The following is a 26,105-nucleotide window of genomic DNA, read 5'->3' as shown; positions in this document are numbered from 1 at the left end:
ATCGAACGTAGGTTCGATGACACGCCGACCAGAATGAGGCGATGACCGAAACACCTCGCGCCGACAGCCGAGCGCGCGGAGGTCACGACCGGCGCGGCTCCAGGCGGCCGACACCGTAACGACGGTTCGCCGGCACGTCGGTTTCTTCGCACAGCGCCAGCCACACGTCGCGCGGGTCGACACCCGCCGCAAGGGCGTCGATACTGGTGCGTCCGCCCACGGCAGACAGCACGAGGTCCGTCAGAAGGGAACCGCCGCGCGGCCCGAACTCGTCGTCGATGGCGCGATCGAACTCACTACGCCGCATGAACCGCGGCGATCAGCGGAGGGAGAGCTCGGGCTCGACAGACGCGACGAGCTCGTCGGGCACGACGTCGGGGAAGGTCTGCAGGCCCTCGAGGACCGAGAGTCGGTCGCCGACCTCGCGCATGATCGTCGAGATGGGGACGTCGAGGGCTTCGGCGACGGAGGCGAGGATCTCGCTCGACGCTTCTTTCTGCCCGCGTTCGACCTCGCTGAGGTAGCCGAGAGCGACGCTCGCGCGGCTGGCGACCTGGCGGAGGGTGCGTCCCTTCTGCTGGCGGAGGTCACGCAGGACTTCGCCGATCTCTTGACGAACCAGGATCATTTTGGGGCCCTCCTCACTGCTGATTCCGTCGCCGCCCTCTGTGGACGACTGTGAAACACCTTCTAGGGTCACCCTAATGCCGCGCGCTGTGCACCGGATGGGAATCGATACCCGAAACCGGAATGTGCGATCATTTGTTCCCGGTTCTCGCGACGGTCTCTGAAGGGGCCATCAGAGCGCCGCCAGCGCACGTCGGATGGCAAGGTGCGCGGTCTCACGGCGGATGCGTTCGCGGTCACCGGCGATGACGAGGGAGTCCACGCGCGTCCCGAGCGGAGTGGACACGGCGATGTGCACGGTGCCGACGGGCTGCCCGTCCTGTTCGTCGGGTCCCGCGACTCCCGTGGTGGCGATCCCCACATCGGTCGGAACCCCGTCGCGGCCGAGGACGTCACGCACTCCCCGCGCCATCTGTCGCGCGACGCGGGGGTGCACGGCTCCGTGCGCATCGAGCAGCGTCTGATCGACGCCGAGCAGTCCGTGCTTGAGATCGGTCGCGTACGCCACCACTCCCCCGCGGACGGCTCGAGAGGCCCCGGGCACGTCGACGAGAGACGACACCACCAGCCCGCCGGTCAGTGATTCGGCAACGCCGATCGTCCACCCCAGCTCACCCAGACGCTCCAGCAGGAGAGCGGCGCTCTCTCGCGGTGTCCGCACGAGCGTCTCGTCGAGATCGTCGGGGATGCCGTCGATCATCGGGATCCCCGCGTCTTCTGGGCCGCGCGCACCTCGGTCACGATGTAGTCGATCCCGGAGGCAATCGTGAGGACGACGGCGATCGTCATCGTGATCACGCCCGCCCACCAGACGGTGGACTGCCACACCGCGGCGTCGGACAGGGCCGCGAAGGGGATCAGGGCGATCGACAGGGCGATGGCCTGGAAGACGGTTTTGAGCTTGCCCATCCAGGCGGCGGCGAGCACGTGGTCGCTGACCACGAGGAAGCGGTAGACGGTGATCCCGATCTCGCGCACGAGGACGACGATCGTGATCCACCACGGAAGCTCCCCGAGGATCGACAGGCCGACGAACGCGAGTCCGGTCAGGGCCTTGTCGGCGATGGGATCCAGCAGCTTTCCCAGATCGCTGACGATCTCGTACTTGCGGGCGATGTACCCGTCGACGCCGTCGGTGGCGATCGCCACGATGAAGAGAACAGCGGCAGCCCAGCGCAGGCCGCCGTCCGCACCCGCATCCGTGAGGAGAAGCCAGAGGAAGATCGGCGCGCAGACGATGCGCGCGATGGTGATCGCGTTGGGCAGCTGCGGGTGAACGGCCATCAGTCGCGACCCGTCAGCTGCCAGGCGTCTTCGGAGCCCTCGTCGTCGTCGGCGTTCACGACCGGGAGGCCCTCGAACTGCGCCTCGATCGGGTCGGCGCCGTAGCGGTCGTCGGCGTCGGGCGTAGGGGCCGGCGGTGCATCGTCGCCACGGAGTCGAGCGAGGACCGCGGGGAGCTGCTCGTTGGTCACCATGACGTCGCGCGCCTTCGATCCCTCGGACGGTCCGACGATCTCTCGGGACTCCAGAAGGTCCATGAGGCGACCGGCCTTGGCGAAGCCGACGCGAAGCTTGCGCTGCAGCATCGACGTCGAACCGAACTGGGTCGACACGACGAGCTCGGCGGCGGCGAGGAGCAACTCGAGGTCGTCACCGATGTCGGCGTCGATCTCTTTCTTCTCGGCGGCGGCCTGCACGTCGGATCGGTACTCGGGACGCGCCTGCTGGGTGACGTGCGCGACGACCTTCTCGATCTCTTGCTCGCTCACCCACGCGCCCTGGACACGCAAGGCCTTCGACGCCCCCATCGGCAGGAAGAGCCCGTCGCCCTGTCCGATCAGTCGATCGGCGCCGGGCTGATCGAGGATGACGCGCGAGTCGGTGACGCTCGTCACCGCGAAGGCCAGGCGCGAAGGCACGTTGGCCTTGATGAGGCCCGTCACGACGTCGACCGAGGGGCGCTGCGTGGCCAGCACCAGGTGGATGCCGCTCGCGCGGGCGAGCTGCGTGATGCGCACGATCGAGTCCTCGACGTCGCGCGGGGCGACCATCATGAGGTCGGCGAGCTCATCGACGACCACCAGGAGGTAGGGGTACGGCTTGAGCACCCGCTCACTGCCCGCCGGCAGCTTGATCTCGCCCGCCACGACCGCCTTGTTGAAGTCGTCGATGTGGCGGAAACCGAACGACGCGAGGTCGTCGTACCGCATGTCCATCTCTTTCACGACCCACTGCAGCGCCTCGGCGGCCTTCTTGGGGTTCGTGATGATGGGGGTGATGAGGTGCGGCACACCCGCGTAGGACGTCAGCTCGACGCGCTTGGGGTCGATGAGCACCATGCGCACGTCGGACGGCTTGGCTCGCATGAGCAGGCTCGTGATCATCGAGTTCACGAAGCTCGACTTACCCGAACCCGTAGAACCGGCCACGAGAAGGTGGGGCATCTTCGCGAGATTGGCCACGACGAATCCGCCGCCGACGTCCTTGCCGACGCCAATGGTCATCGGGTGCGTGGAGGTGGTCGCGGCGTCCGAGCGAAGGATGTCGCCGAGGGTCACGATCTCGCGGTCGGCGTTGGGAATCTCGACACCGATCGCGCTCTTGCCCGGGATGGGCGCGAGGATGCGGACTTCGTTCGAGGCGACGGCGTAGGCGATGTTGTTGGTCAGGGCGGTGATGCGCTCGACCTTGACGCCCGGGCCCACCTCGATCTCGTACTGCGTGACCGTCGGACCGCGCGAGAACCCGGTCACGCGCGCGTCGACCTTGAACTGCTCCATGACGCTCTCGATGGCCTTGACTACGGCGTCGTTCGCGGCGGAACGCGCCTTGGGCGGCGTTCCGGCGGCGAGGGCGGTCACCGCGGGAAGACGGTAGTTCGCCGCGGGAGGCGCACCGGCGTGGTCACCGCCGAGACCGGAGATGCCGGGGAGGTCGTCGTCGACGGCATCCTCGAGGGGCGAGTCGTCGTGCAGGCCACGGCCCGCCGCGGCACCGGCGAGAGCCGTGGCGTCGAACACCTCGGTCAGGGCGTCGGGTGCGGGAGGCAGCGGCGGCGGGGTCGGGCGCGTCGTGGGCTCGGGCGCGACGACGGCGGACTCGAAGCCGCCCTGAGGCGTTCCGGGCGACAGCAGTTCTGTGAGATCGTTCGATCCGAGCGAACCGTCGGTCTCTTCTTCGCGACCCGTCTTGTTTCGGCGCCACCACGGCAAAGACTTCTCAGCCGGTTCATCGTCGGAGTCGGCGGCGGGCAGCACCTGCGTCGCAGCCGTGTCGTCGCGCTCCGCACGCTCGGCCCCGAACATCCATGCGTAGAGGTCTCCGAGGCGGCGGCCAATGCGGTTCGGCGGTGTCTTGGTGAGGATGAGGATGCTCAGCGCCGCGAGCACGGAGAGGGCGATGTACGCCCCGATGTTCGTGAGGACCAGGGCGAGGGGCTCGCCGATGATCCAGCCGGCGAGACCGCCGGCGGGGCTGAGCGCCGGCAGACCGCCGACGTTGGGCGCAGGACGATCGCCCGCGACGTGACAGAAACCCGCCACCGTCACGATGAACAGCGCGAAGCCGATGCCCACGCGCCCGTTGTCGTGCACGGAGGCCGGATGCCGGAAAAGCCACCCCGCCAGAAGGAGCAGAAGCACCGGGAGGACGAAGGCCACCCGGCCCACCAGTCCGCCGAAGCTGTATGCACTGATCAGCGCCGCGGCATCCGTTCCGATGAAGAACCACTCGACCACCGCGCCGAGAGCGGCGAGCACCACGAGGAAGAACGGGAACCCGTCGCGGCGCTGTTCGCGCTCGAGGTTCTCGGGACCGAAGGCGCGGAACATGCCACCCACACCGTGGGCCACGGCCATCCACGCGCGGACGGCGGCGGCGGGCTTGTCTGGCTCGTCGACGTAGCGCTTGGGCGCGGGGGCGGCGCGCTTCGACGCGGGCGCCGCGGCCTTCGCGCGCGACGACCCCTTGGCGGGAGCGCGGCCGCCGGACGGTGACGAGGTACGAGGCATTCCTCCACGGTAGGCCGCACCTCCGACATTCGGGCGTACCGACGCGGACTTCAGGCCAGGCGCTTGACCATGACGTCGCGGCCCATCCCCTTGCGGACGACGGCGAAACCCTCCGACCGGTAGAGCGACACCGCGTAGTTGTCGCGCTCGACGCTCAGACTGATCCGCGCGTACCCCTGGCCCCGCGCGTGGTCGACGAGGCGCTGCAGCAGAGCTCGACCGGTGCCGTGCGCGCGCCAGAGGGGACGCACGCCGATGATGAGCTCCGGTACCCCGGTCCCGATCCACCCGAACCCGGGCTCGTCGCGTGGGAGCATCCGGTACCAGGCCGCCCCCACGGGCTCGCCGGTGGGCGACTCCGCGACGAAGCCCGCGTCGCCGGGACGCATCCACCCCGCGATGTAACGGCGGTGCTCGGGACTGCTGACGATCTCGTGCCGAGGGCGAGAGACGCCGGCACGCCACGTGGCGGCCTCGACCGTCATGTCGGCGAGGAAGGCGCCGTCCGAGGGGAGCGCCGCGCGGATCGGGAGACCGGGCATGCCCGCATGATAGCGAGCGTCCGGCGCGCGCGGGGCGGGAACGACGAAGCGCCGCGGGCGAACCCGCGGCGCTTCGTGAGGGTCAGGCCTCGATGACCATCGGCACGATCATGGGCCGACGACGCAGCGACTGGTTGACCCAGCGGCCGATCGTGCGGCGCACGACCTGCGACAGAGCGTGGTTGTCGCGGACGCCCGACTTCGCCGCCTCGGCCAGCGCCGCGGCGATCTTCGGCTTGACGCTGTCGAACACCTTGTCGTCCTCGGCGACACCGCGCGCGTGGATGTCGGGGCCCGACACGATCTTGCCGGTCGCCGAATCGACGACGACGATGACCGAGATGAAGCCCTCTTCGCCGAGGATGCGGCGGTCCTTGAGGTCGGCATCCGTGATCTCGCCCACCGACGAACCGTCGACGTAGACGAAGCCGATGTCGACCTGACCGACGACCTTCGCGACGCCGTCGCGCAGGTCGACGACCGTGCCGTTCTCGCCGAGGATCGTGTTCTCTTCGGGGATGCCGGTCTCACGCGCGAGCTTGGCGTTGGCCATGAGGTGGCGGTACTCGCCGTGCACGGGGAGGACGTTCTTCGGCTTGAGGATGTTGTAGCTGTACAGCAGCTCGCCAGCGGCGGCGTGACCCGAGACGTGCACCTTCGCGTTGCCCTTGTGGACGACGGTGGCGCCGAGCTTGGTGAGTCCGTCGATCACGCGGTAGATCGCGTTTTCGTTCCCGGGGATCTGGCTGGATGCCAGGATGATCGTGTCGCCCTCGCCCGGTTCGATCGCGTGGTCGAGGTTGGCCATTCGGCTGAGCACCGCCATCGGCTCGCCCTGCGAACCGGTCGACATGTAGACGATCTGGTCGTCGGGCAGGTCGCGCGCCTTCTTGTAGTCGATCAGCACGCCGTCGGGCACGTTGAGGTAGCCGAGGTCGGCGGCGATGCCCATGTTGCGCACCATGCTGCGCCCGAGGAGCGCGACGCGGCGGCCATTCGCGTGTGCGGCGTCGAGCACCTGCTGCACGCGGTGCACGTGGCTCGAGAAGCTCGCGACCACCACGCGACGCGGGGCCTTGGCGATCACCTGATCGAGCACGGGGCCGATGGCCCGCTCGGTGGGGGTGAAACCGGGGACGTCGGCGTTGGTCGAGTCGACGAGAAACAGGTCGACTCCTTCTTCGCCGAGGCGCGCGAAAGCGCGGAGGTCGGTGATGCGGCCGTCCAGCGGCAGCTGGTCCATCTTGAAGTCGCCGGTGGCGAGCACCAGCCCCGCGGGCGTGCGGATCGCGACGGCGAGCGCGTCGGGGATGGAGTGGTTGACCGCCACGAACTCGAGGTCGAAGGGACCGACCTTCTCGAGCTGGCCCTCCTTCACCGTCAGCGTGTACGGGCGGATGCGGTGCTCTTTGAGCTTCGCCTCGATGAGGGCGAGCGTGAGGCCCGAGCCGATGAGGGGGATGTCGCTCTTCAGCTTGAGCAGGTAGGGCACCGCGCCGATGTGGTCTTCGTGACCGTGCGTGAGCACGACGCCGACGATGTCGTCGAGGCGGTGCTTGATGGGCTCGAAGTCCGGCAGGATCAGGTCGACGCCCGGCTGGTGCTCTTCGGGGAACAGCACGCCGCAGTCGACGACGAGCAGCTTCCCCTCGTACTCGAAGACGGTCATGTTGCGACCGACTTCGCCCAGACCGCCGAGCGGGATGACGCGGAGAGTGCCCGCGGCGAGCGCGGGCGGGTCGAACGGGGTAGCGGGCATATGAGCCTCCTCGGATGCCGCCTCGCGGCATCCCTCTGTATGGCGTCCCTGGCCGCGGTTCGGCGGACGCCGATGCTTATCTCGTGGTGCCGTGCACCTTCGGCAGGGCACCGCCGGCGGCCGCGTTGCGGTCGGGGCGGAAGTTGGAGAAGTCGGCGCCGGCCACGTTCTTCACGAGGGCCAGTTCGTCTTCGATGACGGCGGCCTCCCACTCCTCCGGCCCCACCAGGGGCAGTCGGACGCGGGGGCTGCCGATGCGGCCGAGGCCGTGCAGGATGTACTTCGCGGCGACCGTGCCGGGCACGTGGGTCATCACGGCGCGCACGAGCGGTTCGAGGCCCTTGTGCGCGGCGGTGGCCGAGGCCAGGTCGCCGGAGTTCACGGCATCCACGATCGTGCGGTAGGGCGCGGCGGCGATGTTGGCGGTCACCCCGATGAGGCCGGAAGCCCCGATCGACAGGTGCGGGAGCACGTTGGCGTCGTCGCCCGAGAAGTACATGAGGTCGGTCTGGTTCAGCACGCGGCTGACCTCGCTGAAGTCGCCCTTGGCGTCTTTGATCGCGAGGATGTTGGGGTGCTTGGCCAGGCGCAGGATCGTCTCGTACGTGATCGGCACTCCGGTGCGGCCGGGGATGTCGTAGAGGATGACCGGCAGGTCGGTCGCGTCGGCGACCAGACGGAAGTGCGTCAAGATGCCGGCCTGCGTGGGCTTGTTGTAGTACGGCGTGACGATCATGATGCCGTCGGCGCCGGCCTTCTCGCTGGCCTTGTAGAGCTCGATCGCGTGCGCGGTCTCGTTCGAGCCGCCGCCCGTGATGATCTTCGCGCGCCCGGCGGAGACGCTCTTGCCGACCTCGACGAGACGCAGCTTCTCGGGGTCGGTGAGGGTCGAGGTCTCGCCGGTGGTGCCGGTGACGACGATGCCGTCGGCTCCGGCGGTGATGACGTCGTCGATGTGCTTCTCGGTGGCGAGCCAATCGACTTCGCCGTCGGCGGTCATCGGGGTGATGAGCGCGACGAGCACCTGACCGAAGGGATTGCCGGAGTGCGTCATGTGCCCAGGATATCGGTTCGCGGCGTGCCGCCCGCGGCGTCGTCCACAGCCCCGGTGAACATCGCGTGACATGGCCCGCGTCCTAGGGTGGCGTCATGGCCTGGACCACCCGCGCATCGCGCACCGTCTACGAGAATCGCTGGATCCACGTGCGCGAGGACGAGGTGACCGGTCCCCACGGCGACGGCATCTACGGCGTGGTGCGGATGCAGCATCCCGCCGTCTTCGTCGTGGCCCTCGACGATGACGAGCGCGTGTGCCTCGTCGAACTGGAGCGGTACACGACGGGACGATCGCTCGAGATCCCCGCGGGCGGTTCCGACGGCGAGGATCCGCTCGTGGCCGCGAAGCGCGAGCTCCTCGAAGAGACCGGGGTCACGGCATCCGAGTGGATCCCCCTCGGCCGGATGAACGCCCTCAACGGCATCGCCGATGCCCCCGAGTACGTCTTCCTCGCGAGAGGACTGAAGACGACGGATGCCACGCAGTCGCAGTCCGAGGAGGTCATCGACGCGGTCCGGTGGGTGCCGTTCGCCGAGGCGCTCGCCCTCGTCGCCGACGGCACCGTCACGGACGGCGAGACGATCGGCGCGCTCGCCCTCGCCGGGATCCGGCTCGGCCGCTTCCGCTGAGCCGTTCCCGGTCGAGCGGTCAGCGCCCGCGCGACGCCGCCGCGACCACCATCGCGTCGGGCAGCAGCCGAGACGCGCCGACGAGCGCCTTGTACCGCCACGACGGCACCGAGACCGATCGCCCGCGGGCCGCGTCGCGCAGCCCCTCGCGCACGACGGTCGCGGCGTCGAGCCACATGCCGTTCGGCACGCCCTCCTGCCCCGGCGGCAGCCCCAGGCGGGCATGGAAGTCGGTGTGGACGAAACCGGGGCAGACCGCCGTCACCGTGACCCCGCGCGGGCGGTAGACCACGTTCGCCCAGCGGCTGAACGAGATGAGCCACCCCTTCACGGCGCCGTACGTGCCGCGCGGGACGAATCCCGCCACCGAGGCGACGTTCACGATGCGGCCGCTCCCCCGCTCGAGCATCGCGGGGAGCGCTGCGTGCATCAGCCGCATCGCCGCTTCGACGTGCAAGCGCAGGTGGCGCACCTCGTCGTCGACGGCGTTCTTCTCGAAGGCCAGGTCGAGGCCGAAGCCCGCGTTGTTGACGAGCACGTCGATGCCTCCCGCGGCAAGTCGCTCTTCGACGACGCCGAGCGCGTCGGCGTCGAGCAGATCGGCGGCGAGCACCTCGACGTCGACGCCGTGCGCCGCGCGGATCCCCTCTGCGACCTCGTCGAGCGCCGAGCGGTCGCGCGCCACCAGCACGAGTCCCGCTCCCCGTGCGGCGAGCCGGCGGGCGAACTCGGCGCCGAGGCCGGAGCTCGCTCCCGTGATGAGCGCGGTGGCCATGTCACTCCCCCGGTCTGCGGTAGGTCTCGAAGCGATATCGGATGCCGCTGCGCGAGGTGTGCCAGCCCTGTTCGGGGTCGGCGGCGACGAGGCGCCACCCGTCCGTCGAGGGCGCGCGCGTGTCGCCCTCGACCGCGACGTCGAGGCGGGTGATCTCGAGCAGGTCGGCGCGGTCGATCGCGGCGGCGTAGAGCATGCCCCCGCCGATCACCCAGACCTCGTCGCCCGTGGCGAGATCGAGGGCCTCGTCGAGCGATCCCGCGCGTTCGGCACCGTCGTCGGTCCAATCGGCGGAGCGCGTCACGACGATGTTGCGCCGCCCCGGCAGGGGGCGGAAGCGCGGCGGGAGCGACTCCCAGGTGCGACGCCCCATGACGACCTCGGCCGATCCCGTGACCTCGCGGAAGTGGGCCATGTCTTCGGGCACGTGCCATGGCATCCCGCCGTCGGCACCGATCACACCGTCGTGCGCCTGGGCCCAGACGAGGCCGACCGTGGTCATACCGCGACGGCTCCGCGGATCGCCGGGTGGTGCTGGTAGTCCTCGACCACGATGTCGTCGTAGGTGTAGTCGAAGATCGACTCCGGCGTGCGCGTGAAGCGCAGGGTCGGGTAGGGGTAGGGGTCGCGCGTGAGCTGCTCGGCGACCTGCTCGCGGTGGTTGTCGTAGACGTGGCAGTCGCCGCCGGTCCAGACGAACTCGCCGGGCTCGAGGCCCGTCTGCTGCGCGACCATCAGGGTCAGCAGCGCGTAGGAGGCGATGTTGAACGGCACCCCGAGGAACATGTCGGCGCTGCGCTGGTACAGCTGGCACGAGAGCTTGCCGTCGGCGACGTAGAACTGGAACAGGGCGTGACAGGGCGCCAGCGCCATGTCGGGGATGTCGGCCGGGTTCCAGGCCGACACGATGAGCCGGCGCGAGTCGGGGTCGCGTCGGATCTGCTCGATCACCTGTGAGATCTGATCGATCGTGCCGCCGTCGGCGGTGGGCCACGATCGCCACTGCACGCCGTACACGGGGCCGAGCTCGCCGTCGGCGTCGGCCCACTCGTCCCAGATCGTCACGCCGTTGTCCTTCAACCACGACACGTTCGACTCGCCGCGCAGGAACCACAGCAGTTCGTAGACGATCGACTTCAGGTGTACGCGCTTGGTGGTGATGAGGGGGAACCCCTCGGCGAGGTCGAAACGGATCTGGCGCCCGAACACGCTCGTGGTGCCTGTTCCCGTGCGATCGGACTTGTGCACGCCCGTCTCGAGCACGTCGCGGAGAAGGTCTTCGTAGGGCGTCGGGATGTCGGCGGTCACGGCCTTCACGATACCCGCGACGGGCTCGCGACGGGGGGCGCGGGGCGACGACGGTGGACGGTGGAGGCCTGCGCACGCCGTGGGGAGAAGGGTTCGTCACGGGAGGACTCATCGGCCCTCCCCGCGCTCCCGCCCGTTAGCGTTGACGGTCGTGGACGTGACCTTCGCTCTTCTGGCCGCCGGGGCGCTCGTCGTACTGACGACGATCGCCGGTCTCGTGTTCCGGCGCCGCCAGGGGCGCGCGCGCACCGTCGATTCGGTCGAGGCGGTCGATCCCGCCCTGCTCGGCGCCGCGAGTCTCGGGCCGGAGGCGACCCTCGTGCAGTTCAGCACCGAGATCTGCTCCCGCTGCCCCGGGGTGCGCCGCGTGCTCACGCAGATCGCCGACTCTCGCGACGGCGTCAGCTACGTCGACGTCGACCTCACCCATCGGCCCGACCTCGCTCAGCACTTCCGCGTGCTGCAGACCCCCACCACCCTCGTCCTCGACCGGCGCGGGGTGATCCGCACCCGCTTCGGGGGCACTCTCGAACGCGCCGCGGTCGAGAACGAGCTGACCCGCCTGCAGAAGGAGCCCACCCGTGCCTGACACCTCGCGCATCGATGCTCGCGGCCCGCGCTTCGCGGCATCCATCACCGCCGTCCTCCTCCTCGTGGCGACCGTCCTCAGCCTGATCGGCATCTCGACGCGGCGCGGCGCTTACGGGTGGTTCGCCTACCAACCTCTGGCCGACGCGACCTTCCGCCCCGATGGCTGGGCCGTGCAGCAGCTGCCCCTTCTGGACCGCGTCGCGGACCCCGGCTTCGTCGTGGTGCTCGTGATCGCGCTGCTGTTCGTCTGGGGCGTCGTCTCTCCGCGCACCGCGCCGTGGGGCGTGCTCTACCGACGGGTCGTGCAGCCCCGCCTCGCACCCCCGACCGAGTTCGAAGACCCGCGCCCGCCCCGCTTCGCTCAGGGCGTGGGGCTCTTCGTCACCGCCGCCGGACTGCTCCTCCACCTCGCCGGGGTTCCCTGGGCGCTGCCGATCGCGGCGGCCATGGCGTTCGTCGCGGCGTTCCTGAACGCGGTCTTCGGACTGTGCCTCGGATGCCAGCTCTACCTCGTTCTGCAGCGCGCGGGACTCATCGGGCGACGCGGCCCTGCCGCTGTCTGAGCGTCGTCGAGCAAAGGCCTGTCAAGACCCGAAGAGTGCCGTCCGCGCTCACTAGGCTGGCCGCGTCGCGGTCGCCCCGACCGCGCCGAGACAACGGAGGTTCCCATGGCCGTCACGAGCGAAGCCACCACCGCCTGGAAGGGCAGCCTGTTCGAAGGATCGGGTGAGGTCACGTTCACCTCCTCGGGCATCGGCACGTTCGACGTGAACTGGAAGGCCCGCAGCGAAGGCTCGAGCTCGGTCACCACCCCCGAGGAACTTCTCGCCGGTGCCCACTCATCGTGCTTCAGCATGGCGCTCTCGAACGCCCTTGCCGACAACGGCACCCCGCCCGAGTCGATCGACGCGACCGCGTCGATCACCTTCAAGCCCGGCACCGGCATCACCGGTAGCCACCTCAACGTGAACGCGGTCGTGCCCGGGCTCGACGACGAGACGTTCCAGAAGATCGCCGCGGATGCCAAGGCGAACTGCCCCGTGTCGCAGGCACTCGCGGGCATCGACATCACCCTCGAGGCCACGCTTGCCTGAGACCCCGGCCCGACGCGTCGTCCTCGCCGGCGCGTCGGGCCTCATCGGCTCGGCCCTGCTCGACTCGCTGCGCGGCGACGGCGTCGAAGTCACCTCGCTCGTGCGCCACGAGCCGACCGCCCCGCACGAGGTGCAGTGGTTGCAGGATGCCACTCCGCTCGGCCCCGACGTGATCGCCGGGGCCGACGCCGTGGTGTGCCTGAACGGCGCGTCGATCGGGCACTTCCCCTGGACCCCCTCGTACAAGAGCACCCTGCTCTGGTCGCGCATCACCCCGACGCGCACCCTGGCCACCGCGGTCCGCGCGCTGGGCGCCGACGCCCCGGCGCTCGTGAACGCGAGCGCGACCGGTTTCTACGGTTCGCAGCCCGGAGCCGTCCTGACCGAGTCCTCGAAGCGCGGCACGGGCCTACTCGCCGACATCTGCGTCGATTGGGAGCACGAGGCACGAGCCGCCGGAGATTCGGCGCGGGTGGCGATGCTGCGCACCGCCCCCGTCGTGCACGAGCAGGGAGTGCTCAAGCCCCTCCTTCTGCTGACCAAGCTCGGCATCTCGGGCCCGATCGGCCGCGGCACCCAGGTGTGGCCGTGGATCTCGCTTGACGACGAGGTGCGCGCGATCCGCCACGTCATCGATTCCGATCTGTCGGGACCCGTCAACCTCACCGGCCCCACGCGCGCGACGGCGAACGACCTGGGTTTCGCCCTCGCCCGCCGCATGAATCGTCCGTACCTCGTGCGCGCGCCGATCTGGGGTGTGAAGCTCGCCCTCGGCTCCGACGCGACCGAGGCGCTGCTCACCTCCGACGCCGACGTGCGCCCGACAGCCCTCGAGGACAGCGGTTTCACGTTCTCTCACCGCACGGTCGAAGAGGCCGTGGCCTCGGCCGTGCCGGCGCACGACGCCGCCTGACGGGACGGAGGGGAGGGCGGACGCGTGCGGCCCCCTCCCCTCTACTGCCCGGGGCACCAGGGGGCGGGACGAGCTCGTCGGAGCCGCAGAGCGGTGTTCCGCGCAGAAGTTCTCAGGCGGCGCGGCGCGCGGACGTCTCGAGACGGATGGCCGTGCGGATCGCATCACGCGCGCGCCGACGGTCGCCCGCCGCGTCGTACGCGAGGCCCAGCCGGTAGCGCGCGCGCCAGTCGTCGGGGTGTTCTTCGACGTCCGCCCGGTAGCGCGGGAACAGCGCGTCGCCGTCTTCGCGTTCGATGCGTCCGCTCGGGCGCACGGGGAGGTCTTCGTCGGGCAGTCCGCCCTCGGCATCCAACCGCTCCCCCAGCTGCTGGGCGCGCACGCCGAACCACAGTTCGCGGCCGATCGCCCAGATCGCCAGGGCCGGGAGCACGAGTAGCGCCACGCCCATCACGACGCCGACGGTCTCTCCGCTCGTCAGCAGAACGATCGCCCGCTGCCCCGCGAGCACGACGTACATCAGCAGCAGCACCGTCATGACGGCGACCGCGATGCGCACTCTCATGCGCTGGTGACGCCCGCGACCTGGCCCGACACGTCGCCGTCGGCGATCGGAGCCTCGGGCGCGAGGGGACGCGTCCGCACGCCGATGTCGATGAAGCTGTCGAGACCGACGTGCACGCCGCGCGCGTCGCGCGCTGCGGCCAGGGCGATCCGGATGCCGGGAGCGTAGGCCTTGGCGGGCTCGATCGTGTCGTGCACGATCGTCAGCGACTCCCCCGCCCCCGAGAGCACCGTCTCTTGGCGGGCGACGACACCCGGGCGGCGCAGCGAGTGAATGGGGACGGATGCGACGCGCTGTCCGCGGGCACGCTGGTCGACGTGGGGAGACTCGACAGGGCCGACGTCGGCCCGCGCCGCCGCGATGAGCTCGGCGGTGCGCACCGCCGTCCCGCTGGGAGAATCGATCTTCGTCTCGTGGTGGGCCTCGACGATCTCGATGGAGGGGAAGAACGGGGCCGCCGCCGCCGCGAGGGCGCTGCCGATCACTGAACCGAGCGAGAAATTGGGGATGAACACGGCGCCCGTTCCGCTGGCATCCACCAACGATCGGACGAGGGCGATGCGCTCGTTCGACCAACCCGACGTGCCCACGAGGACGTTGATGCCGCGCTCGACCGCCGCGCGGACGACGTCGATCGAGACGGCGGGGGTCGTCGCGTCGATCACGAGATCCGCGCCGTCCATCTCGCTGAGCGGAGAGGCCGAGGTGAGCACCGCGGTGACCTCGTAGCCCTCTTCGGCCTCGACGACCGCCCTGATCACCCCGCCGAGCTTTCCGGTTCCGCCCACGATGGCCACACGCGTCGTCATACGTCCAGCCTAGGCGCGAGCGCACGGCGTCGCGGCGTTATCCACAGACGCGCCGCGCGAAGCTCAGACCGGAAGCGGGTCGACCAGCCCGGTGCGCAGCTCGACCGGCAGGTGCGCGAGGTCATTGTGCGACAGGAGAGTCCAGGGCCGGCCCTTCTTCTGCGCGATGACCGTCAGACCGCAGTACGCCTGGTTGATGGTCATCCAGCGCCACTCGGGCGCCTGCAGCACCTCGCGGACGAACCACGAGATGACGAAGTTGTGCGTGATGACCAGCTCATGGACCTCACCGGCCTTGCGGGCGAGGAATTCGGCGGTGGCATCGGCCATCTGCGCGCGGCCCGCATCGATCTCGGCCTCGGTCACCGAACCGAAGAAGGGCTCGAACACCGAGGGCGTCTCGGGCGTCATACCGGTGGGGATGCAATCGAACAGAAGCGCTGAGGACTCGGGAGTGACGGCGGGCAGACGGTCGGCGACGGCGCGGGCGGTCTGCGCCGCGCGTTCGAGAGGCGAGTGCCAGACGGCGTCGAGCGGGAGTCCGGACAGACGGTCGGCCAGCAGGGCGGCCTGACGCTGACCCCGCGGCGACAGCGGGCCGTCGGTGAGGCCGTGCTCGGCATCCTGGTGCTCGCCATGGCGCACCAGGTAGATGTAGTGCGTCACGTCAGCTCACTCCGTCGTCGATCTGCCGTCCCCCGGCCCTCATCGACCAGCCTACGTCACACCCCCGACAGGGAGCCGATCACTCCGCGGCGCGCGCGATATCCGAGAGGTGCGCCCGGCTGAGCCGCACGCCGACGGCGCGCATGCACTCCACGACGTGCCGGGGCGCGAAGGCGTTCACGATGGGCGCCGTCACGATCTTCTGAGCCAGCAGCCAGGCCACCGCCACCGCGGCATCCGGGAGGCCGAGTTCGCTGCCCACGGCGTCGAGGGCGCGCAGTACGCGCGAGCCCCGCCGGTTCAAGTGCGCGGCGACCTGCGTGCCGCGCACCGACTGCGAGGACTGACCGCGAGTGCGGGTCTCGCCGGCCAGGAAGCCGTGAGCGAGCGGATGCGAGGGGGTCACGGCCATGTTCTGCGCCGAGGCGATGAGACGCACGTCGCCTTCGAACTCCGAGCGGCGCAGCACGTTGTACGGCACGTCGAGCACCGTGATGCGCGGGTACCCCGCCGACGACAGGATGCGAGCCTCGACGAGCTGGGCGGCGGTGTAGCCGTGCGCGCCGATCGCGCGTACCTTGCCCGCGTCGACGAGCCACTCGCTCGTGGCCAGGGTGTCCTCGAGGAGCGCCTTGTCGCCCCGGGCGGCGTCGAGCGACAGCACGTCGATGCGATCGGTGCCGAGGCGCGTGAGCGAGGCCTCGACGGCGCGCACGAGGTTGACGGAGTCGAGCCCGGGGTTGTCGGGGTGACCGCCGATGCGGACCGTCAGGACGGTGTCGTCGCGCATGCGGCGGGTGCGCAACCATTCGCCGATGATGAACTCGCTGCGCCCCGCCGCGTAGCTGTCGGCGGTGTGCAGCGCGTTGCCGCCGAGCTCGGCGTAGGCATCGAGGATCTCGTGGCTCGCGCGCGCGTCGACGTTCCACCCGAACTCTCCCCCGCCGAGGAACAGCGGGAAGACGTCGAACCCCGTCTCGCCGAGCGGGACGCGCACGTGCGAACCCAACCCCGGCCCCTGCAGGGTGATGGGTGACGACGGGTGCGGGGCTCGATCTCGACGCAGGCGCGGCGTGGCCGTCTCATCGACGCCCGAGCCGCTCATGGTGAGGTCCTCTCCCACAGTGCCGGGTGACGGTACGGAACAGCGCCCGTATCACCACGCCCCCCGACGTACTACGAGGCTAGGCCTTCCTCGTGACCGCTCCGTCGATTGCCCCGCCGCGCCGATAAACATTGCGTAACGCTTCCGCGTCGCTCGCCACGTGCGTCACACCCGTCACACGACGGATGCCCGCCCCGCACGAAGCGGGACGGGCATCCGGTCAGCGCGAAGGATCAGCCTTCGGCAGGAGCCTCGGGGCCCTCGCTCGCGGCGGCCGAGCTCTGCGTGTCGGCGGGCTCGGGCGTGGTGGCGTCCTCGTCGAGCACGGGCTCGAGCGAGAGCTTGCCGCGGTCGTCGATCTTCGTGATGCGCACGAGGATCTTGCGACCAACCGAGAGCACGTCCTCGACGTTCTCGACGCGCTTGCCACCGGCGAGCTTGCGGACCTCGCTGACGTGCAGCAGGCCGTCCTTGCCGGGAAGCAGCGAGACGAACGCACCGAAGGTCGCGATCTTGACGACGGTTCCGAGGAACTGCTCGCCCACCTCGGGGTTGGTCGGGTTGGCGATCGCGTTCACCTGGGCGCGGGCCGCCTCGGCCGAGGGGCCGTCGGTCGCACCGATGTACACGGTGCCGTCGTCCTCGATCGAGATCTGGGCGCCGGTCTCGTCCTGGATGGAGTTGATCGTCTTGCCCTTGGGTCCGATGAGCTCGCCGATCTTGTCGACCGGGATCTGCACGCTGATGACGCGGGGCGCGGTGGGCGCCATCTCGTCAGGAGCGTCGATCGCCGAGTTCAGGACGTTGAGGATCGTGAGGCGAGCCTCCTTGGCCTGGGTGAGGGCGGCGGCCAGTACCGACGACGGGATGCCGTCGAGCTTGGTGTCGAGCTGGATCGCGGTGATGAACTCGCTCGTGCCGGCGACCTTGAAGTCCATGTCGCCGAGGGCGTCTTCGGCGCCGAGGATGTCGGTCAGGGCGGCGTAGCGCGTCTGTCCGTCGACCTCGTCGGTGACCAGGCCCATGGCGATACCGGCGACGGGCGCGCGCAGCGGCACACCCGCGTTCAGCAGCGACAGGGTCGAAGCGCAGACCGAGCCCATCGACGTCGAGCCGTTGGAGCCGAGGGCCTCGGACACCTGACGGATCGCGTAGGGGAACTCCTCGCGGCTGGGGAGCACCGGAACCAGCGCGCGCTCGGCCAGGAAGCCGTGACCGATCTCGCGACGCTTCGGCGAACCCACGCGACCGGTCTCACCGGTCGAGTACGGCGGGAAGTTGTAGTGGTGCAGGTAGCGCTTGCTCGTGATGGGCGAGAGCGAGTCGATCTGCTGCTCCATCTTGAGCATGTTCAGCGTGGTGACGCCCAGGATCTGGGTCTCGCCGCGCTGGAAGATCGCCGAGCCGTGAACGCGCGGGATGACCTGCACCTCGGCATCGAGCGGGCGGATGTCGGCGAGTCCGCGGCCGTCCATGCGGACGCCCTCGGCCAGGATTCGACCGCGGACGATCGTCTTGGTGACCGACTTGTAGGCAGCGTTGAACTCGAGGGTCGCGACGGCGGGCAGCTCGCCCGACTCGACGGCGGCGACGAGCTGCTCCTTGACCGAGGTCTTGACCTCGTCATCGGCGTTCTGACGCTCCTGCTTGTCGGCGATCTGGTACACGGGCACCAGACGGTCGTAGGCACGACCGGCGACGAAGTCGTAGGTCTCCTGGCTGTAGGCCGGGAAGACGGGGAACGACTGGATCTCCTTGGCCGCGGTGCGCGCGACCTCGTTCTGCGCGTCGACGAGCTGGCGCAGGAAGGGCTTGGCGGCCTCGAGGCCCTCGGCGACGACCTGCTCGTTCGGCTTGGTCGCGCCGCCCTTGATCATGTTCCAGCTGCCCTCGGTGGCCTCGGCCTCCACCATCATGATGGCGACGTCGCCGTCGTCGAGCACGCGGCCCGCGACGATGAGGTCGAAGACGGCGTCCTCGAGCTGCGTGACGGTCGGGAAGGCGACCCACTGGTCGGCGTTCTCGCCCTGGCCGGGGATGAGCGCCAGGCGCACACCCGCGATGGGACCCGAGAACGGCAGACCCGAGATCTGGGTCGACAGCGAGGCGGCGTTGATCGCCAGCGCGTCGTAGAACTCGCCGGGGGCGATCGACAGCACGGTGACGACGATCTGCACCTCGTTGCGCAGGCCGTCGACGAACGACGGGCGCAGCGGGCGGTCGATGAGGCGGCACACGAGGATGGCCTCGGTGGAGGGGCGGCCCTCGCGGCGGAAGAACGAGCCGGGGATCTTGCCGGCGGCGTACGAGCGCTCCTCGACGTCGACGGTCAGCGGGAAGAAGTCGAATCCTTCACGCGGGTGCTTGCCGGCGCTGGTGGCCGACAACAGCATGGTCTCCTCGTCGAGGTAGGCGGCGACTGCGCCCTGAGCCTGCTGAGCGAGGCGTCCGGTTTCGAACCGGACGGTACGGGTGCCGAAACGGCCGTTGTCGAGAACGGCTTCAGCGGCGGTGATTTCTGGACCTTCCAAGAGGTCCCTCCTTCTTTGTTTAGGCTCGCCGCCCCGTGTGGGCGACGAGCTGACATGCGAAGGAGCAGGAACAGGCAGAAAGGGCGCGCCGACGAGTCGACCCGGAATCCCGGCGACTGGCCACCAGTAGACGACCACCCGGCATACGACGGGGAGTCCACCACAGGGGACCAGCGTCTGCCGGCCTGCTCCGTGAGCTCATATGTAGTTGAGCCGATGCCACGACGGCATCCCTCGCCACCCTACCAGCGACGACCCCTTCCGGGTGGGCAGCGCAGGGCGTCGTGCTCTACCGTGACCTCATGGGCCTCATCCGTCGCACGAGTCACACGCTTCTCGCGTGCGTCCTCGCCGGCGCGGCCCTCGCCCCCGTCCCCGCCTCCGCGGCGATTCTCGGCACGGGGTCCGTGACTCCCGTCGCCGCGGTCGACGAGAGCGCCGTCGCTCGGGTGCAGGCGGAGTTGGATGCCGCGGAGGCCGTCGCCGTGGCGGCGTCGCGCCGCGCCCTCGACGCGTCGGCGACCGCCGAGCAGACGCGACTGCTGGCCGAGACGACCGCTGCGCGCGCGTCGGCGTTGAGCGCCGAGAGCGCCTCGGCCGACGCCGCCGAGACCTCGAGCGCCACGGCCGCCGGTGCCAGCGCCGCGCGGCTGTACCGCACCGTGGGCGGCGGCCCGCTGGTGGCGCAGCTGCTGACGGACGCCGATCCCGATTCGCTGCTGGAACGGCTCGGCATCCTGGATCGGGTCTCGGAGGTCGCCGCGCGCACCGCGGGCCGGGCCTGCAGTGCGGCCGACGTCGCGACGTCGCTGCGCGAGCAGGCCGAGCAGGCGCGGGACGAAGCCGCGCGTGTGGCCGCCGACGCTCGAGCCACCGCGGCGGCGGCGCAGAGCGATGCGGACGCCGAGGCGGCGACGGTGCGCGAGACGCAGGGCCGCCTCGACGATCTCTACGCCCAGCTCGCGGCCCTCCGGGCGACGACCGCCGCTCAGGAGCGCGCGGCGCGCGAGGAGCAGAAGGTGCAGCGCGATGCGGCGCAGTCCGGCGGATCCGCCGGCGGGGCGAGCACCGGTGGCGGCGCGGCTCCGGGCGGCGGGACGACGAGCGGTGGTGGAGCGGCCGGCGGCGGCTCCACCTCGACCGGGGGCGGCGCGAACAACGGCTCCTCGGGCGGGGGAAGCGGATCGACCGGCGGTTCGGGCGGCGGCGGCTCGGGGGCGGGGTCGACGGCTCCGGCCGGTCCGATCATGAGCCCGAGCGAGGCGCGGTCCGCGGCGCGCGGCGCGATCGGCCGCTACGGCTGGGGCGACGACCAGTTCTCCTGCCTCGTCTCGCTGTGGAATCGCGAATCGGGATGGCGGGCCGACGCCTACAACGCGGGCAGCGGTGCCTACGGCATCCCTCAGGCTCTCCCCGGCGACAAGATGGCCTCCGCCGGACTCGACTGGCGCACCAACGCCGTCACCCAGATCTCCTGGGGCCTGTCGTACATCGGCTCGCGGTACGGCGCCCCCTGCGGCGCGTGGGACCACTCCCAGCGCACCGGCTGGTACTGACGCCTCGCCGCGAGCGCGCAGCCGACGCGAGCGAACACCGGGTCGCTCGGTGCACGCGCCCGCCGCGATCCAGCGCGTGACTCAGACCGCGTCGGCGCGCTCCCGATCACCGCGGGTGGGCAGCTCGATGTAGCCCGCGTGCTTGGCGACGATCCCGTCTCCCGCCGTCCGCCCGCGCACGCGGCGCCACACCCATGGCAGAGCGTCGCGCGTGAGCCAGGTTCCGCGTGGACGCTCGGCCTCGTCGGCGTGCAGCGCCTCATCGAGACCGAGCAGCGCCCGCGCGTCGGGCACGCCCAGGGCTTCCGCCCCGCGGTAGGCGACGAGGCGGTGCCCGGCCGAACTGAGGTGCACGAGGTCATCGGCCCACATCGGCGCCTCGCCGATCTCGCCCACGGCCTCGAGGTCGAGCAGGATCGCGCCCTGCTCCGCCGCGATCCGACGCAAGTGCACGTTGTACGCCGCGAACCGTCGGGCGAAGATGCGCGCGGCGGGCCGTCGCGGAAGGAACGTCGTCACGAGCAGCACATCGGCACCGGTCCGGCGCACCGCGCGCACCGCCGACTCGACCTCGGCCACCAGCGCCGGGAGCACGGGCGCCGGCCCCACGAGATCGTTCGCACCGATGAGGATCGACACCAGGTCGGGCTTCAGAGCGAGAGCCGCGGGGATCTGCTCGTCGATCAGGTGCCGCACCCGACGGCTGCGCACGGCGAGATTCGCGTAGCGGAACGGCCCCTCGTCGGTGGTGCCGGCGAGGAGTTCGGCGAGACGGTCGGCCCAGCCGCGGAACTGCCCCGACGGCATCCGCGAGGCGTCGCACAGCCCCTCGGTCAGCGAGTCCCCGAGGGCCACGAAACGCGTCCACCGTCCTCGAGTGCGGGATGCCGCGGTGCCGGCCGGTCGTGGACTGCCGCGCCGCAGCAGGCTGTCGTCGACGCGGCGCAGGGCGATGGCGTCGCGGTAGTGCTCGATCAGCGACCCGGTCAGCGCCGCCCACGTGCGTCCCTCCACCGAGCCGCGCGCCGCGCGGGCGAAGGCGCGGCGTTTCGCGTCGTCTCCCACGAGGTCCGCGACGCGCGCGCGCAGGTCGTCGAGGTCGCCGGGCTTGTAAAGCCACCCGTCGACGCTCGAGCGCACGAGGTCGAGGGGACCACCGACACCCGTCGCGACCACCGGAACACCGCTGGCGAGCGCCTCCTGAATGGTCTGACCGAAGGTCTCGCTCTCCCCCGGGTGCACGAACACGTCGAAGCCCGCGAGGGTCGACGCGAGCTCCGAACCGCCCAGGTGGCCGGTGAACACGGCATCCGGGATCGCCTTCTCGAGGGCGGGACGCGAGGGGCCGTCGCCGACGATGACCAGCCGCGTGTCGGGGAGGTCGGCGAGGGCGCGGAGGTCGTCGACCTGCTTCTCGGGTGCCAGGCGACCGACGTAGCCGATGATGCGCTCGCCGTTCGGGGCGATCCGCGCCCGCCACCGGTCGTCGCGGCGCTCGGGGGCGAAGCGCACGGCATCCACTCCCCTGCCCCACCGGCGGATGCGGTCGACGCCGAGGTCCTCGAGCTGCCGGGTCGACGCCGACGAGGGCGCGAGCGTCAGGGTCGCCCGGCGGTGCAGGCGCGAGACGTGTCCGGCGACGAGAGCCGTCGCGTGCGGCAGTCCGTACTTCTGCGAGTAGGCGACGACGTCCGTCTGGTAGACCGCGACCGAGGGGATCTTCAGCGCGTCGGCGGCGGCGAGACCCTGCCACCCCAGCACGAACGGCGATGCCAGGTGCACGACGTCGGGGTCGAAGTCGCGCAGCAGGGCTCCCAGGCGCGCCGCCCGGGCGAAGACCACGCGCACCTCGGGGTACGACGGCAGGGGAACCGAACGCAGCAGCTCGGTGCGGGCTCCGTGCAGGTCGGCGGTCACGTCGCCGGATTTAGGGGCGATCACGAGCGTCTCGTGGCCCGCCTCCGCCAGATGGCGCAGGACGTGGAGAACGGAACCGGTGACCCCGTTCATGTGCGGGAGGAAGGATTCGGCCATCAGCGCGACTCTCACGAGACCAGGGTGAGGCGTGTCGCGGCCTCGCGGGGGCCGTTCGCGCCCGACGTTCGCGATGTTCACCGGATGCTCCGCCGGGCGTCACCCCCGCGTCGGCGGGGCGTCTCGATCAGCGGCGGAGAGTGACGGAATGGACGGAGTCGACGCCTGGCTGCAGGCGATCGCGGCGAGCCCGTGGGCCCTGCCCGCGATGGCATTGCTCGTGTTCGCCGACGCGTTCCTCGTCGTGATCCCCGGTGAGGCCGCAGTCACGGCTTTCGGTGCCCTCGCCGTCGCCCACGGCACTCCCCCGCTCGCCGCGGTGATCCTCGTCGCGGGGGCCGCGGCCTTCGCCGGCGACCTCGGCTGCTATCTGGTGGGACGCCTCGTGGGCGTCGAGCGTTGGGCCTGGATGCGCGGGCCCCGCGTCTCCGCCGCCCTCGACTGGGCGCGGGCACGGCTCGAACGCAACGCCGCCGTCGTGCTCTTCACCGCGCGGTTCGTGCCCTTCGCGCGGCTCGCGGTCAACCTCGCGGCGGGGGCGGCGCGGGTGAATCCGGCGCGGTACCTGGGCGTCGCGGCGCTCGCGGCCCTCGCGTGGGCGGGGTACCAAGCGGTGATCGGGGCGGTCGTCGCGGCGCTCGTGCCGGGCGGTCCGGTGGTGGCGGTGGTGGTGTCGATCGTCGTGGCCGTGGGGATCGGCGTCGGCATCGATCTGGTGCTCGCGCGGCGGGCGAAGCGCCGGGCGGCCGCGCGCTCCTGACCCTCGCGGAATCGGATGCTCGCGCCGTGTCGGATCTCGCGCGGTCGTGCGTCCGATTCCGGTGCGAATCTGCGATTCTGCTCGCGCCGATCCCGGATGCCGTCACCCGGCGCCTCAGCCCAGCGCGAGCGTCCGCTCGGCGGCGTCGACGAGAGCCCGGCCGTACGACGGCCCGTGTCCGGCGGCGTGCACGGCGAGCGGATGCAACTGGTGCACGGGCACGCGCTCGCTCCAGCCGTCGCGCAGTGGGCGCACCCGGTCGTAAGCGTCGACGATCCGCTCGAGGAAGGGGCACCCGAACAGCGCGAGCATCGCGAGATCGGTCTCGCGGTGGCCGCCGTGCGCCGCCGGGTCGATCAGCACGACACCCTCCTCGCCCCACAGCACGTTGCCCGCCCAGAGGTCGCCGTGCAGACGGGCGGGCGGCTCGTCGTCGTCGAAGGCCCCCGCCGCGATCAGCGCGCACGCGCGGTCGACGACCTCGGCTCCGGATGCCGACAGGTTGCCGGCCGCGAGAGCGATCGGCACGAACGGCTCGACGCGCTGCGCCGCGTAGAAGACGCCCCAGGTCGGCTTCGGCCGCGCCGGCTGCGGGCGGCTGCCGATGAAGATGTCGCCCGTCCAGCCGGGCGGCGGCGAGCCGAACGCCTCGGCCCCCGCGTCGTGGGTCGCGGCGAGCGCGGCACCGAAGCCGTCGGCGGCCTCCGCGGAGGGACGCGCCTCGGCGATGCGCTCCAGCACGATTCGCCGATCCGCGACCTCGATCACCTCGGCGATGCGCGCGCCGCCCGCCTCGGCGAGCCAGCGGAGCCCGGCGGCCTCGGCGGCGAAGAACCCCGCGGGGGCGTCGGGGCGGGTCTTCACGTGCTGTTCCATCGACCCAGTCTGTCGCGATGTCGGAGGTCACCGGCACGATGGGGGCATGAGCGACGGCTACGACCCGGACTTCCTCGGCATCCCCCTGCCCCTTCCCTCTCCCGCGCGAGCGACGACGCAGCTCGACTATCCGCGCTTCTCGGTGCTGCTCGACGAGAAGCGGCGGTTCGCGGCGGTCACGGGCGTCGTGATCGACGGCGCCCGCCTGCTCGACCTCGCGCGGACCGGCGAGTGGCGACTCGATCCCCGCGTACCCGAAGAGAGCCAGGCCGGACCCGAGGTCTACAGCCGCAACGATCTCGACCGCGGGCACCTCGTGCGTCGGCGCGACCCAGGCTGGGGCGCCACCGCTGAAGCCCGCGCGGCCACCGAGGCGACCTTCTTCTACACGAACGCCGCCCCGCAGGCCGCCGGCTTCAACCAGTCGAAAGAGCTCTGGCTCGGTCTCGAAGACCACGTCCTGGTCTACGCCGAGACGACCGACCAGCGCCTCGCCGTGTTCACCGCGCCGGTGCTCGCCGACGACGACCCGCCCTACCGTGGAATTCGGGTGCCGCTGCGCTTCTGGAAGATCGCCGCGTGGCGCCAGGGCGATGCACTCGCCGCAGCCGGTTTCGTGCTCGATCAGAGTGACCTCGTCGACACCCGGCAGGGCCTCGTCGTGCCGCCCCTCGGCGCGTTCCGCACGTTCCAGGTACCGATTGCCGATATCGCCGCCGAGGCCGGCGTCGACGTCGGACCGCTCGTCGAGGCCGACACCTTCGTTCGGCGCGGCCTGCGACCGGTCGCCGCGCGCGAACTGCGCAGCACCGACGACATCGTGCTCTGACGCGGGTCCGGTGGCTGAGCCTGTCAGAGCCCCCGGTCACGCGCCGGGCGGCGGCGCTCCTCAGCGCACCCGCACCGCGTGCAGCACCGTGTCGATCGCGGGTTGCGTGTGCCCGTCGCGCAGCTCGGAGTCGGCGGTGCCGCGCGTCACCTGCTCGCAGCGCTCGATGCGGTAGCGGTCGTCGAGCGCGCCGCGCAGCAGCTCGGGCGTGTAAAGGATCGCCGGGTCAGAGGGTCCGTGCCCGCCGGCGGCGATGTTGTCGACGTCGTGGCCGATCACCACGAGCGTCCCACCCACGGCGACCCACTCGGCGATGCGCGCGATCGCGGCGGCGTTGTCCTCCAGGTGCAGATAGCACGACACCACGAGATCCGCGGATGCCACGGGCTCGAACTCGTGCACGTCGGCACGCACCCACGAGACGGCGTCGCCGCCCGGGCGGGCCGCGGCGAGCGCGAGACCGGCGCTCGAGAAGTCGATGCCCGTTGTCGCCCACCCGCGCTGCGCCAGCCAGATGGCCGTGCGCCCGTCGCCGGTTGCGACGTCGATCGCGGAGCCCGGCGGCAGCGCGCCGGCGATCGCGCGGACGACGGCGGGAGGCTGGGTGGCCCACACTCCGCCGGCGGAGGCGCGATAACGCTCGTCCCACTGCGTGGCATCCATTCGGTCTCCTCCGGCTCGCTCCCACCCTAGATCGGCGTGCGAGCCGCCCCGGCGCGAGCCCCGCACCCGCATGAGATTCGGGCCGAAGCGGCAGAGGCGCACGCCAACGCCTCGCTGATCCGAATCCGTTGCGCCGATCCGCACCGGCCGCCCCTCCGCCGCCCGCGGTCCGCGCAGCCTCAGCAATCCGCACAGCCTCAGCCCGAGACCCCGCATCACGACGGAAGTCGCGCGAATCGCTCACTCTGCGCCGCCCCGCCCGCGCCGCGCGATTCACGCAGCCTCAGCAATCCGCACACCCTCAGCCCGAAACCCCCGATGCCAACCGAGGTTGCGCGAATCGCTCACATTGCGACGCCGCCAGGCCGCACGAAGCGACGCCGCCGGGCCGCACGAAGCGCCA

At 71.0% G+C, this 26,105-nt stretch carries 27 protein-coding genes; 8 read left to right on the top strand and 19 right to left on the bottom strand.

Features of this window, described 5'->3' with window-relative positions:
* Positions 1–82 precede the first annotated feature (82 nt).
* From OVA26_RS07615 to dapA, 8 genes are all read right to left on the bottom strand, one after another.
* Positions 83–307 carry a DUF3046 domain-containing protein gene (locus OVA26_RS07615; RefSeq protein WP_268103668.1) on the bottom strand — a complete coding sequence of 75 codons (225 nt, stop codon included), beginning with the start codon at positions 305–307 and terminating at the stop codon, positions 83–85.
* A 12-nt stretch (positions 308–319) separates the two neighbouring features.
* Positions 320–628, bottom strand: coding sequence for a helix-turn-helix domain-containing protein (locus OVA26_RS07610; RefSeq protein WP_055835145.1), 309 nt, complete (start codon positions 626–628; stop codon positions 320–322).
* A 171-nt stretch (positions 629–799) separates the two neighbouring features.
* A complete protein-coding gene (locus tag OVA26_RS07605) occupies positions 800–1,327 on the bottom strand; it encodes a CinA family protein (protein WP_144782061.1) in 528 nt (175 codons plus the stop codon).
* Complete coding sequence (gene pgsA / locus OVA26_RS07600; RefSeq protein ID WP_268103665.1) at positions 1,324–1,911, bottom strand: CDP-diacylglycerol--glycerol-3-phosphate 3-phosphatidyltransferase; 588 nt, start codon at positions 1,909–1,911, stop codon at positions 1,324–1,326. The genes OVA26_RS07605 and pgsA overlap by 4 nt, the downstream gene beginning before the upstream one ends.
* Positions 1,911–4,640: an FtsK/SpoIIIE family DNA translocase gene (locus OVA26_RS07595; RefSeq protein WP_268103664.1), complete on the bottom strand. Its 2,730-nt coding sequence runs from the start codon at positions 4,638–4,640 to the stop codon at positions 1,911–1,913. The genes pgsA and OVA26_RS07595 overlap by 1 nt, the downstream gene beginning before the upstream one ends.
* A 50-nt stretch (positions 4,641–4,690) precedes the next feature.
* Complete coding sequence (locus tag OVA26_RS07590; RefSeq protein ID WP_268103663.1) at positions 4,691–5,182, bottom strand: GNAT family N-acetyltransferase; 492 nt, start codon at positions 5,180–5,182, stop codon at positions 4,691–4,693.
* Positions 5,183–5,264: 82 nt separating this feature from the next.
* A complete protein-coding gene (locus OVA26_RS07585; protein WP_268103662.1) occupies positions 5,265–6,941 on the bottom strand; it encodes a ribonuclease J in 1,677 nt (558 codons plus the stop codon).
* 76 nt (positions 6,942–7,017) lie between these two features.
* Complete coding sequence (gene dapA, locus OVA26_RS07580; RefSeq protein ID WP_268103661.1) at positions 7,018–7,995, bottom strand: 4-hydroxy-tetrahydrodipicolinate synthase; 978 nt, start codon at positions 7,993–7,995, stop codon at positions 7,018–7,020.
* Positions 7,996–8,090: 95 nt separating this feature from the next.
* Here dapA and OVA26_RS07575 point away from each other — a divergent pair, with 95 nt between their 5' ends.
* Complete coding sequence (locus tag OVA26_RS07575) at positions 8,091–8,627, top strand: NUDIX domain-containing protein (protein ID WP_268103660.1); 537 nt, start codon at positions 8,091–8,093, stop codon at positions 8,625–8,627.
* A gap of 19 nt (positions 8,628–8,646) precedes the next feature.
* Here the strand turns inward: OVA26_RS07575 and OVA26_RS07570 are convergent, their stop codons facing one another.
* From OVA26_RS07570 to OVA26_RS07560, 3 genes are read right to left on the bottom strand one after another with little or no spacing between them, the layout of a single operon-like run.
* On the bottom strand, positions 8,647–9,402 hold the full coding sequence (locus OVA26_RS07570) for an SDR family NAD(P)-dependent oxidoreductase (protein ID WP_268103659.1): 756 nt from the start codon (positions 9,400–9,402) through the stop codon (positions 8,647–8,649).
* 1 nt (position 9,403) lies between these two features.
* Positions 9,404–9,904 carry a dihydrofolate reductase gene (locus OVA26_RS07565; protein WP_268103658.1) on the bottom strand — a complete coding sequence of 167 codons (501 nt, stop codon included), beginning with the start codon at positions 9,902–9,904 and terminating at the stop codon, positions 9,404–9,406.
* The gene (locus OVA26_RS07560) at positions 9,901–10,710 is read right to left on the bottom strand and encodes a thymidylate synthase (RefSeq protein WP_268103657.1); all 810 of its coding nucleotides are present in this window, start codon (positions 10,708–10,710) and stop codon (positions 9,901–9,903) included. Before OVA26_RS07560 ends, OVA26_RS07565 begins: the two co-directional genes overlap by 4 nt.
* A 157-nt stretch (positions 10,711–10,867) precedes the next feature.
* Between OVA26_RS07560 and OVA26_RS07555 the strand changes: the two genes are divergently transcribed.
* From OVA26_RS07555 to OVA26_RS07540, 4 genes are all read left to right on the top strand, one after another.
* Positions 10,868–11,299, top strand: coding sequence for a TlpA family protein disulfide reductase (locus OVA26_RS07555; protein WP_326493359.1), 432 nt, complete (start codon positions 10,868–10,870; stop codon positions 11,297–11,299).
* The gene (locus tag OVA26_RS07550) at positions 11,292–11,864 is read left to right on the top strand and encodes a DUF4395 domain-containing protein (protein WP_268103654.1); all 573 of its coding nucleotides are present in this window, start codon (positions 11,292–11,294) and stop codon (positions 11,862–11,864) included. The genes OVA26_RS07555 and OVA26_RS07550 overlap by 8 nt, the downstream gene beginning before the upstream one ends.
* Positions 11,865–11,969: 105 nt before the next feature.
* Positions 11,970–12,395, top strand: a complete 426-nt coding sequence (locus tag OVA26_RS07545) for an OsmC family peroxiredoxin (protein WP_268103653.1) — start codon at positions 11,970–11,972, stop codon at positions 12,393–12,395.
* The gene (locus OVA26_RS07540; protein ID WP_268103652.1) at positions 12,388–13,308 is read left to right on the top strand and encodes a TIGR01777 family oxidoreductase; all 921 of its coding nucleotides are present in this window, start codon (positions 12,388–12,390) and stop codon (positions 13,306–13,308) included. Before OVA26_RS07545 ends, OVA26_RS07540 begins: the two co-directional genes overlap by 8 nt.
* A 112-nt stretch (positions 13,309–13,420) precedes the next feature.
* Here OVA26_RS07540 and OVA26_RS07535 read toward each other — a convergent pair whose 3' ends face one another.
* From OVA26_RS07535 to OVA26_RS07515, 5 genes are all read right to left on the bottom strand, one after another.
* A complete protein-coding gene (locus tag OVA26_RS07535) occupies positions 13,421–13,873 on the bottom strand; it encodes a hypothetical protein (protein ID WP_268103651.1) in 453 nt (150 codons plus the stop codon).
* Positions 13,870–14,682 carry a 4-hydroxy-tetrahydrodipicolinate reductase gene (gene dapB, locus OVA26_RS07530; protein WP_268103650.1) on the bottom strand — a complete coding sequence of 271 codons (813 nt, stop codon included), beginning with the start codon at positions 14,680–14,682 and terminating at the stop codon, positions 13,870–13,872. Before dapB ends, OVA26_RS07535 begins: the two co-directional genes overlap by 4 nt.
* Before the next feature lie 63 nt (positions 14,683–14,745).
* Positions 14,746–15,348, bottom strand: a complete 603-nt coding sequence (locus tag OVA26_RS07525) for a histidine phosphatase family protein (protein WP_056227348.1) — start codon at positions 15,346–15,348, stop codon at positions 14,746–14,748.
* A gap of 79 nt (positions 15,349–15,427) precedes the next feature.
* The gene (locus OVA26_RS07520; protein ID WP_056228473.1) at positions 15,428–16,453 is read right to left on the bottom strand and encodes an aldo/keto reductase; all 1,026 of its coding nucleotides are present in this window, start codon (positions 16,451–16,453) and stop codon (positions 15,428–15,430) included.
* Between the two features lie 233 nt (positions 16,454–16,686).
* Complete coding sequence (locus OVA26_RS07515; protein ID WP_103210392.1) at positions 16,687–18,984, bottom strand: polyribonucleotide nucleotidyltransferase; 2,298 nt, start codon at positions 18,982–18,984, stop codon at positions 16,687–16,689.
* Between the two features lie 302 nt (positions 18,985–19,286).
* On the opposite strand from OVA26_RS07515, the gene OVA26_RS07510 reads away from it, so the two are divergent.
* The gene (locus OVA26_RS07510) at positions 19,287–20,540 is read left to right on the top strand and encodes a hypothetical protein (RefSeq protein WP_268103649.1); all 1,254 of its coding nucleotides are present in this window, start codon (positions 19,287–19,289) and stop codon (positions 20,538–20,540) included.
* An 81-nt stretch (positions 20,541–20,621) separates the two neighbouring features.
* On the opposite strand, the gene OVA26_RS07505 is transcribed toward OVA26_RS07510, so the two are convergent.
* Positions 20,622–22,574 carry a GDSL-type esterase/lipase family protein gene (locus OVA26_RS07505; protein ID WP_268103648.1) on the bottom strand — a complete coding sequence of 651 codons (1,953 nt, stop codon included), beginning with the start codon at positions 22,572–22,574 and terminating at the stop codon, positions 20,622–20,624.
* Between the two features lie 148 nt (positions 22,575–22,722).
* On the opposite strand from OVA26_RS07505, the gene OVA26_RS07500 reads away from it, so the two are divergent.
* The gene (locus tag OVA26_RS07500; RefSeq protein ID WP_268103647.1) at positions 22,723–23,334 is read left to right on the top strand and encodes a DedA family protein; all 612 of its coding nucleotides are present in this window, start codon (positions 22,723–22,725) and stop codon (positions 23,332–23,334) included.
* 114 nt (positions 23,335–23,448) lie between these two features.
* On the opposite strand, the gene OVA26_RS07495 is transcribed toward OVA26_RS07500, so the two are convergent.
* The gene (locus OVA26_RS07495) at positions 23,449–24,210 is read right to left on the bottom strand and encodes a fructosamine kinase family protein (RefSeq protein WP_268103646.1); all 762 of its coding nucleotides are present in this window, start codon (positions 24,208–24,210) and stop codon (positions 23,449–23,451) included.
* A 46-nt stretch (positions 24,211–24,256) separates the two neighbouring features.
* Between OVA26_RS07495 and OVA26_RS07490 the strand changes: the two genes are divergently transcribed.
* Complete coding sequence (locus tag OVA26_RS07490) at positions 24,257–25,039, top strand: DNA/RNA non-specific endonuclease (protein WP_268103645.1); 783 nt, start codon at positions 24,257–24,259, stop codon at positions 25,037–25,039.
* Positions 25,040–25,099: 60 nt separating this feature from the next.
* On the opposite strand, the gene OVA26_RS07485 is transcribed toward OVA26_RS07490, so the two are convergent.
* On the bottom strand, positions 25,100–25,702 hold the full coding sequence (locus tag OVA26_RS07485; protein WP_268103644.1) for a class I SAM-dependent methyltransferase: 603 nt from the start codon (positions 25,700–25,702) through the stop codon (positions 25,100–25,102).
* Positions 25,703–26,105: the final 403 nt, after the last annotated feature.

The organism is Microbacterium sp. SL62 (genome assembly GCF_026672635.1).
Lineage (GTDB): Bacteria > Actinomycetota > Actinomycetes > Actinomycetales > Microbacteriaceae > Microbacterium > Microbacterium testaceum_A.
Note: the sequence above shows the minus strand (reverse complement) of the source record. Positions and strands in the feature narration are given on the sequence as shown.

What these genes read in the sequence shown, in the direction of transcription:
- OVA26_RS07605 (WP_144782061.1), bottom strand. Translation starts at nt 1,327, where the DNA reads ATGATCGACGGCATCCCCGACGATCTCGACGAGACGCTCGTGCGGACA.
- OVA26_RS07500 (WP_268103647.1), top strand. Translation starts at nt 22,723, where the DNA reads ATGGACGGAGTCGACGCCTGGCTGCAGGCGATCGCGGCGAGCCCGTGG.
- OVA26_RS07595 (WP_268103664.1), bottom strand. Translation starts at nt 4,640, where the DNA reads ATGCCTCGTACCTCGTCACCGTCCGGCGGCCGCGCTCCCGCCAAGGGG.
- OVA26_RS07610 (WP_055835145.1), bottom strand. Translation starts at nt 628, where the DNA reads ATGATCCTGGTTCGTCAAGAGATCGGCGAAGTCCTGCGTGACCTCCGC.
- OVA26_RS07545 (WP_268103653.1), top strand. Translation starts at nt 11,970, where the DNA reads ATGGCCGTCACGAGCGAAGCCACCACCGCCTGGAAGGGCAGCCTGTTC.
- OVA26_RS07590 (WP_268103663.1), bottom strand. Translation starts at nt 5,182, where the DNA reads ATGCCCGGTCTCCCGATCCGCGCGGCGCTCCCCTCGGACGGCGCCTTC.
- OVA26_RS07575 (WP_268103660.1), top strand. Translation starts at nt 8,091, where the DNA reads ATGGCCTGGACCACCCGCGCATCGCGCACCGTCTACGAGAATCGCTGG.
- OVA26_RS07505 (WP_268103648.1), bottom strand. Translation starts at nt 22,574, where the DNA reads ATGGCCGAATCCTTCCTCCCGCACATGAACGGGGTCACCGGTTCCGTT.
- OVA26_RS07485 (WP_268103644.1), bottom strand. Translation starts at nt 25,702, where the DNA reads ATGGATGCCACGCAGTGGGACGAGCGTTATCGCGCCTCCGCCGGCGGA.
- OVA26_RS07495 (WP_268103646.1), bottom strand. Translation starts at nt 24,210, where the DNA reads ATGGAACAGCACGTGAAGACCCGCCCCGACGCCCCCGCGGGGTTCTTC.
- OVA26_RS07535 (WP_268103651.1), bottom strand. Translation starts at nt 13,873, where the DNA reads ATGAGAGTGCGCATCGCGGTCGCCGTCATGACGGTGCTGCTGCTGATG.
- OVA26_RS07615 (WP_268103668.1), bottom strand. Translation starts at nt 307, where the DNA reads ATGCGGCGTAGTGAGTTCGATCGCGCCATCGACGACGAGTTCGGGCCG.
- OVA26_RS07565 (WP_268103658.1), bottom strand. Translation starts at nt 9,904, where the DNA reads ATGACCACGGTCGGCCTCGTCTGGGCCCAGGCGCACGACGGTGTGATC.
- OVA26_RS07585 (WP_268103662.1), bottom strand. Translation starts at nt 6,941, where the DNA reads ATGCCCGCTACCCCGTTCGACCCGCCCGCGCTCGCCGCGGGCACTCTC.
- dapB (WP_268103650.1), bottom strand. Translation starts at nt 14,682, where the DNA reads ATGACGACGCGTGTGGCCATCGTGGGCGGAACCGGAAAGCTCGGCGGG.
- OVA26_RS07490 (WP_268103645.1), top strand. Translation starts at nt 24,257, where the DNA reads ATGAGCGACGGCTACGACCCGGACTTCCTCGGCATCCCCCTGCCCCTT.
- OVA26_RS07520 (WP_056228473.1), bottom strand. Translation starts at nt 16,453, where the DNA reads ATGAGCGGCTCGGGCGTCGATGAGACGGCCACGCCGCGCCTGCGTCGA.
- OVA26_RS07570 (WP_268103659.1), bottom strand. Translation starts at nt 9,402, where the DNA reads ATGGCCACCGCGCTCATCACGGGAGCGAGCTCCGGCCTCGGCGCCGAG.
- pgsA (WP_268103665.1), bottom strand. Translation starts at nt 1,911, where the DNA reads ATGGCCGTTCACCCGCAGCTGCCCAACGCGATCACCATCGCGCGCATC.
- dapA (WP_268103661.1), bottom strand. Translation starts at nt 7,995, where the DNA reads ATGACGCACTCCGGCAATCCCTTCGGTCAGGTGCTCGTCGCGCTCATC.
- OVA26_RS07510 (WP_268103649.1), top strand. Translation starts at nt 19,287, where the DNA reads ATGGGCCTCATCCGTCGCACGAGTCACACGCTTCTCGCGTGCGTCCTC.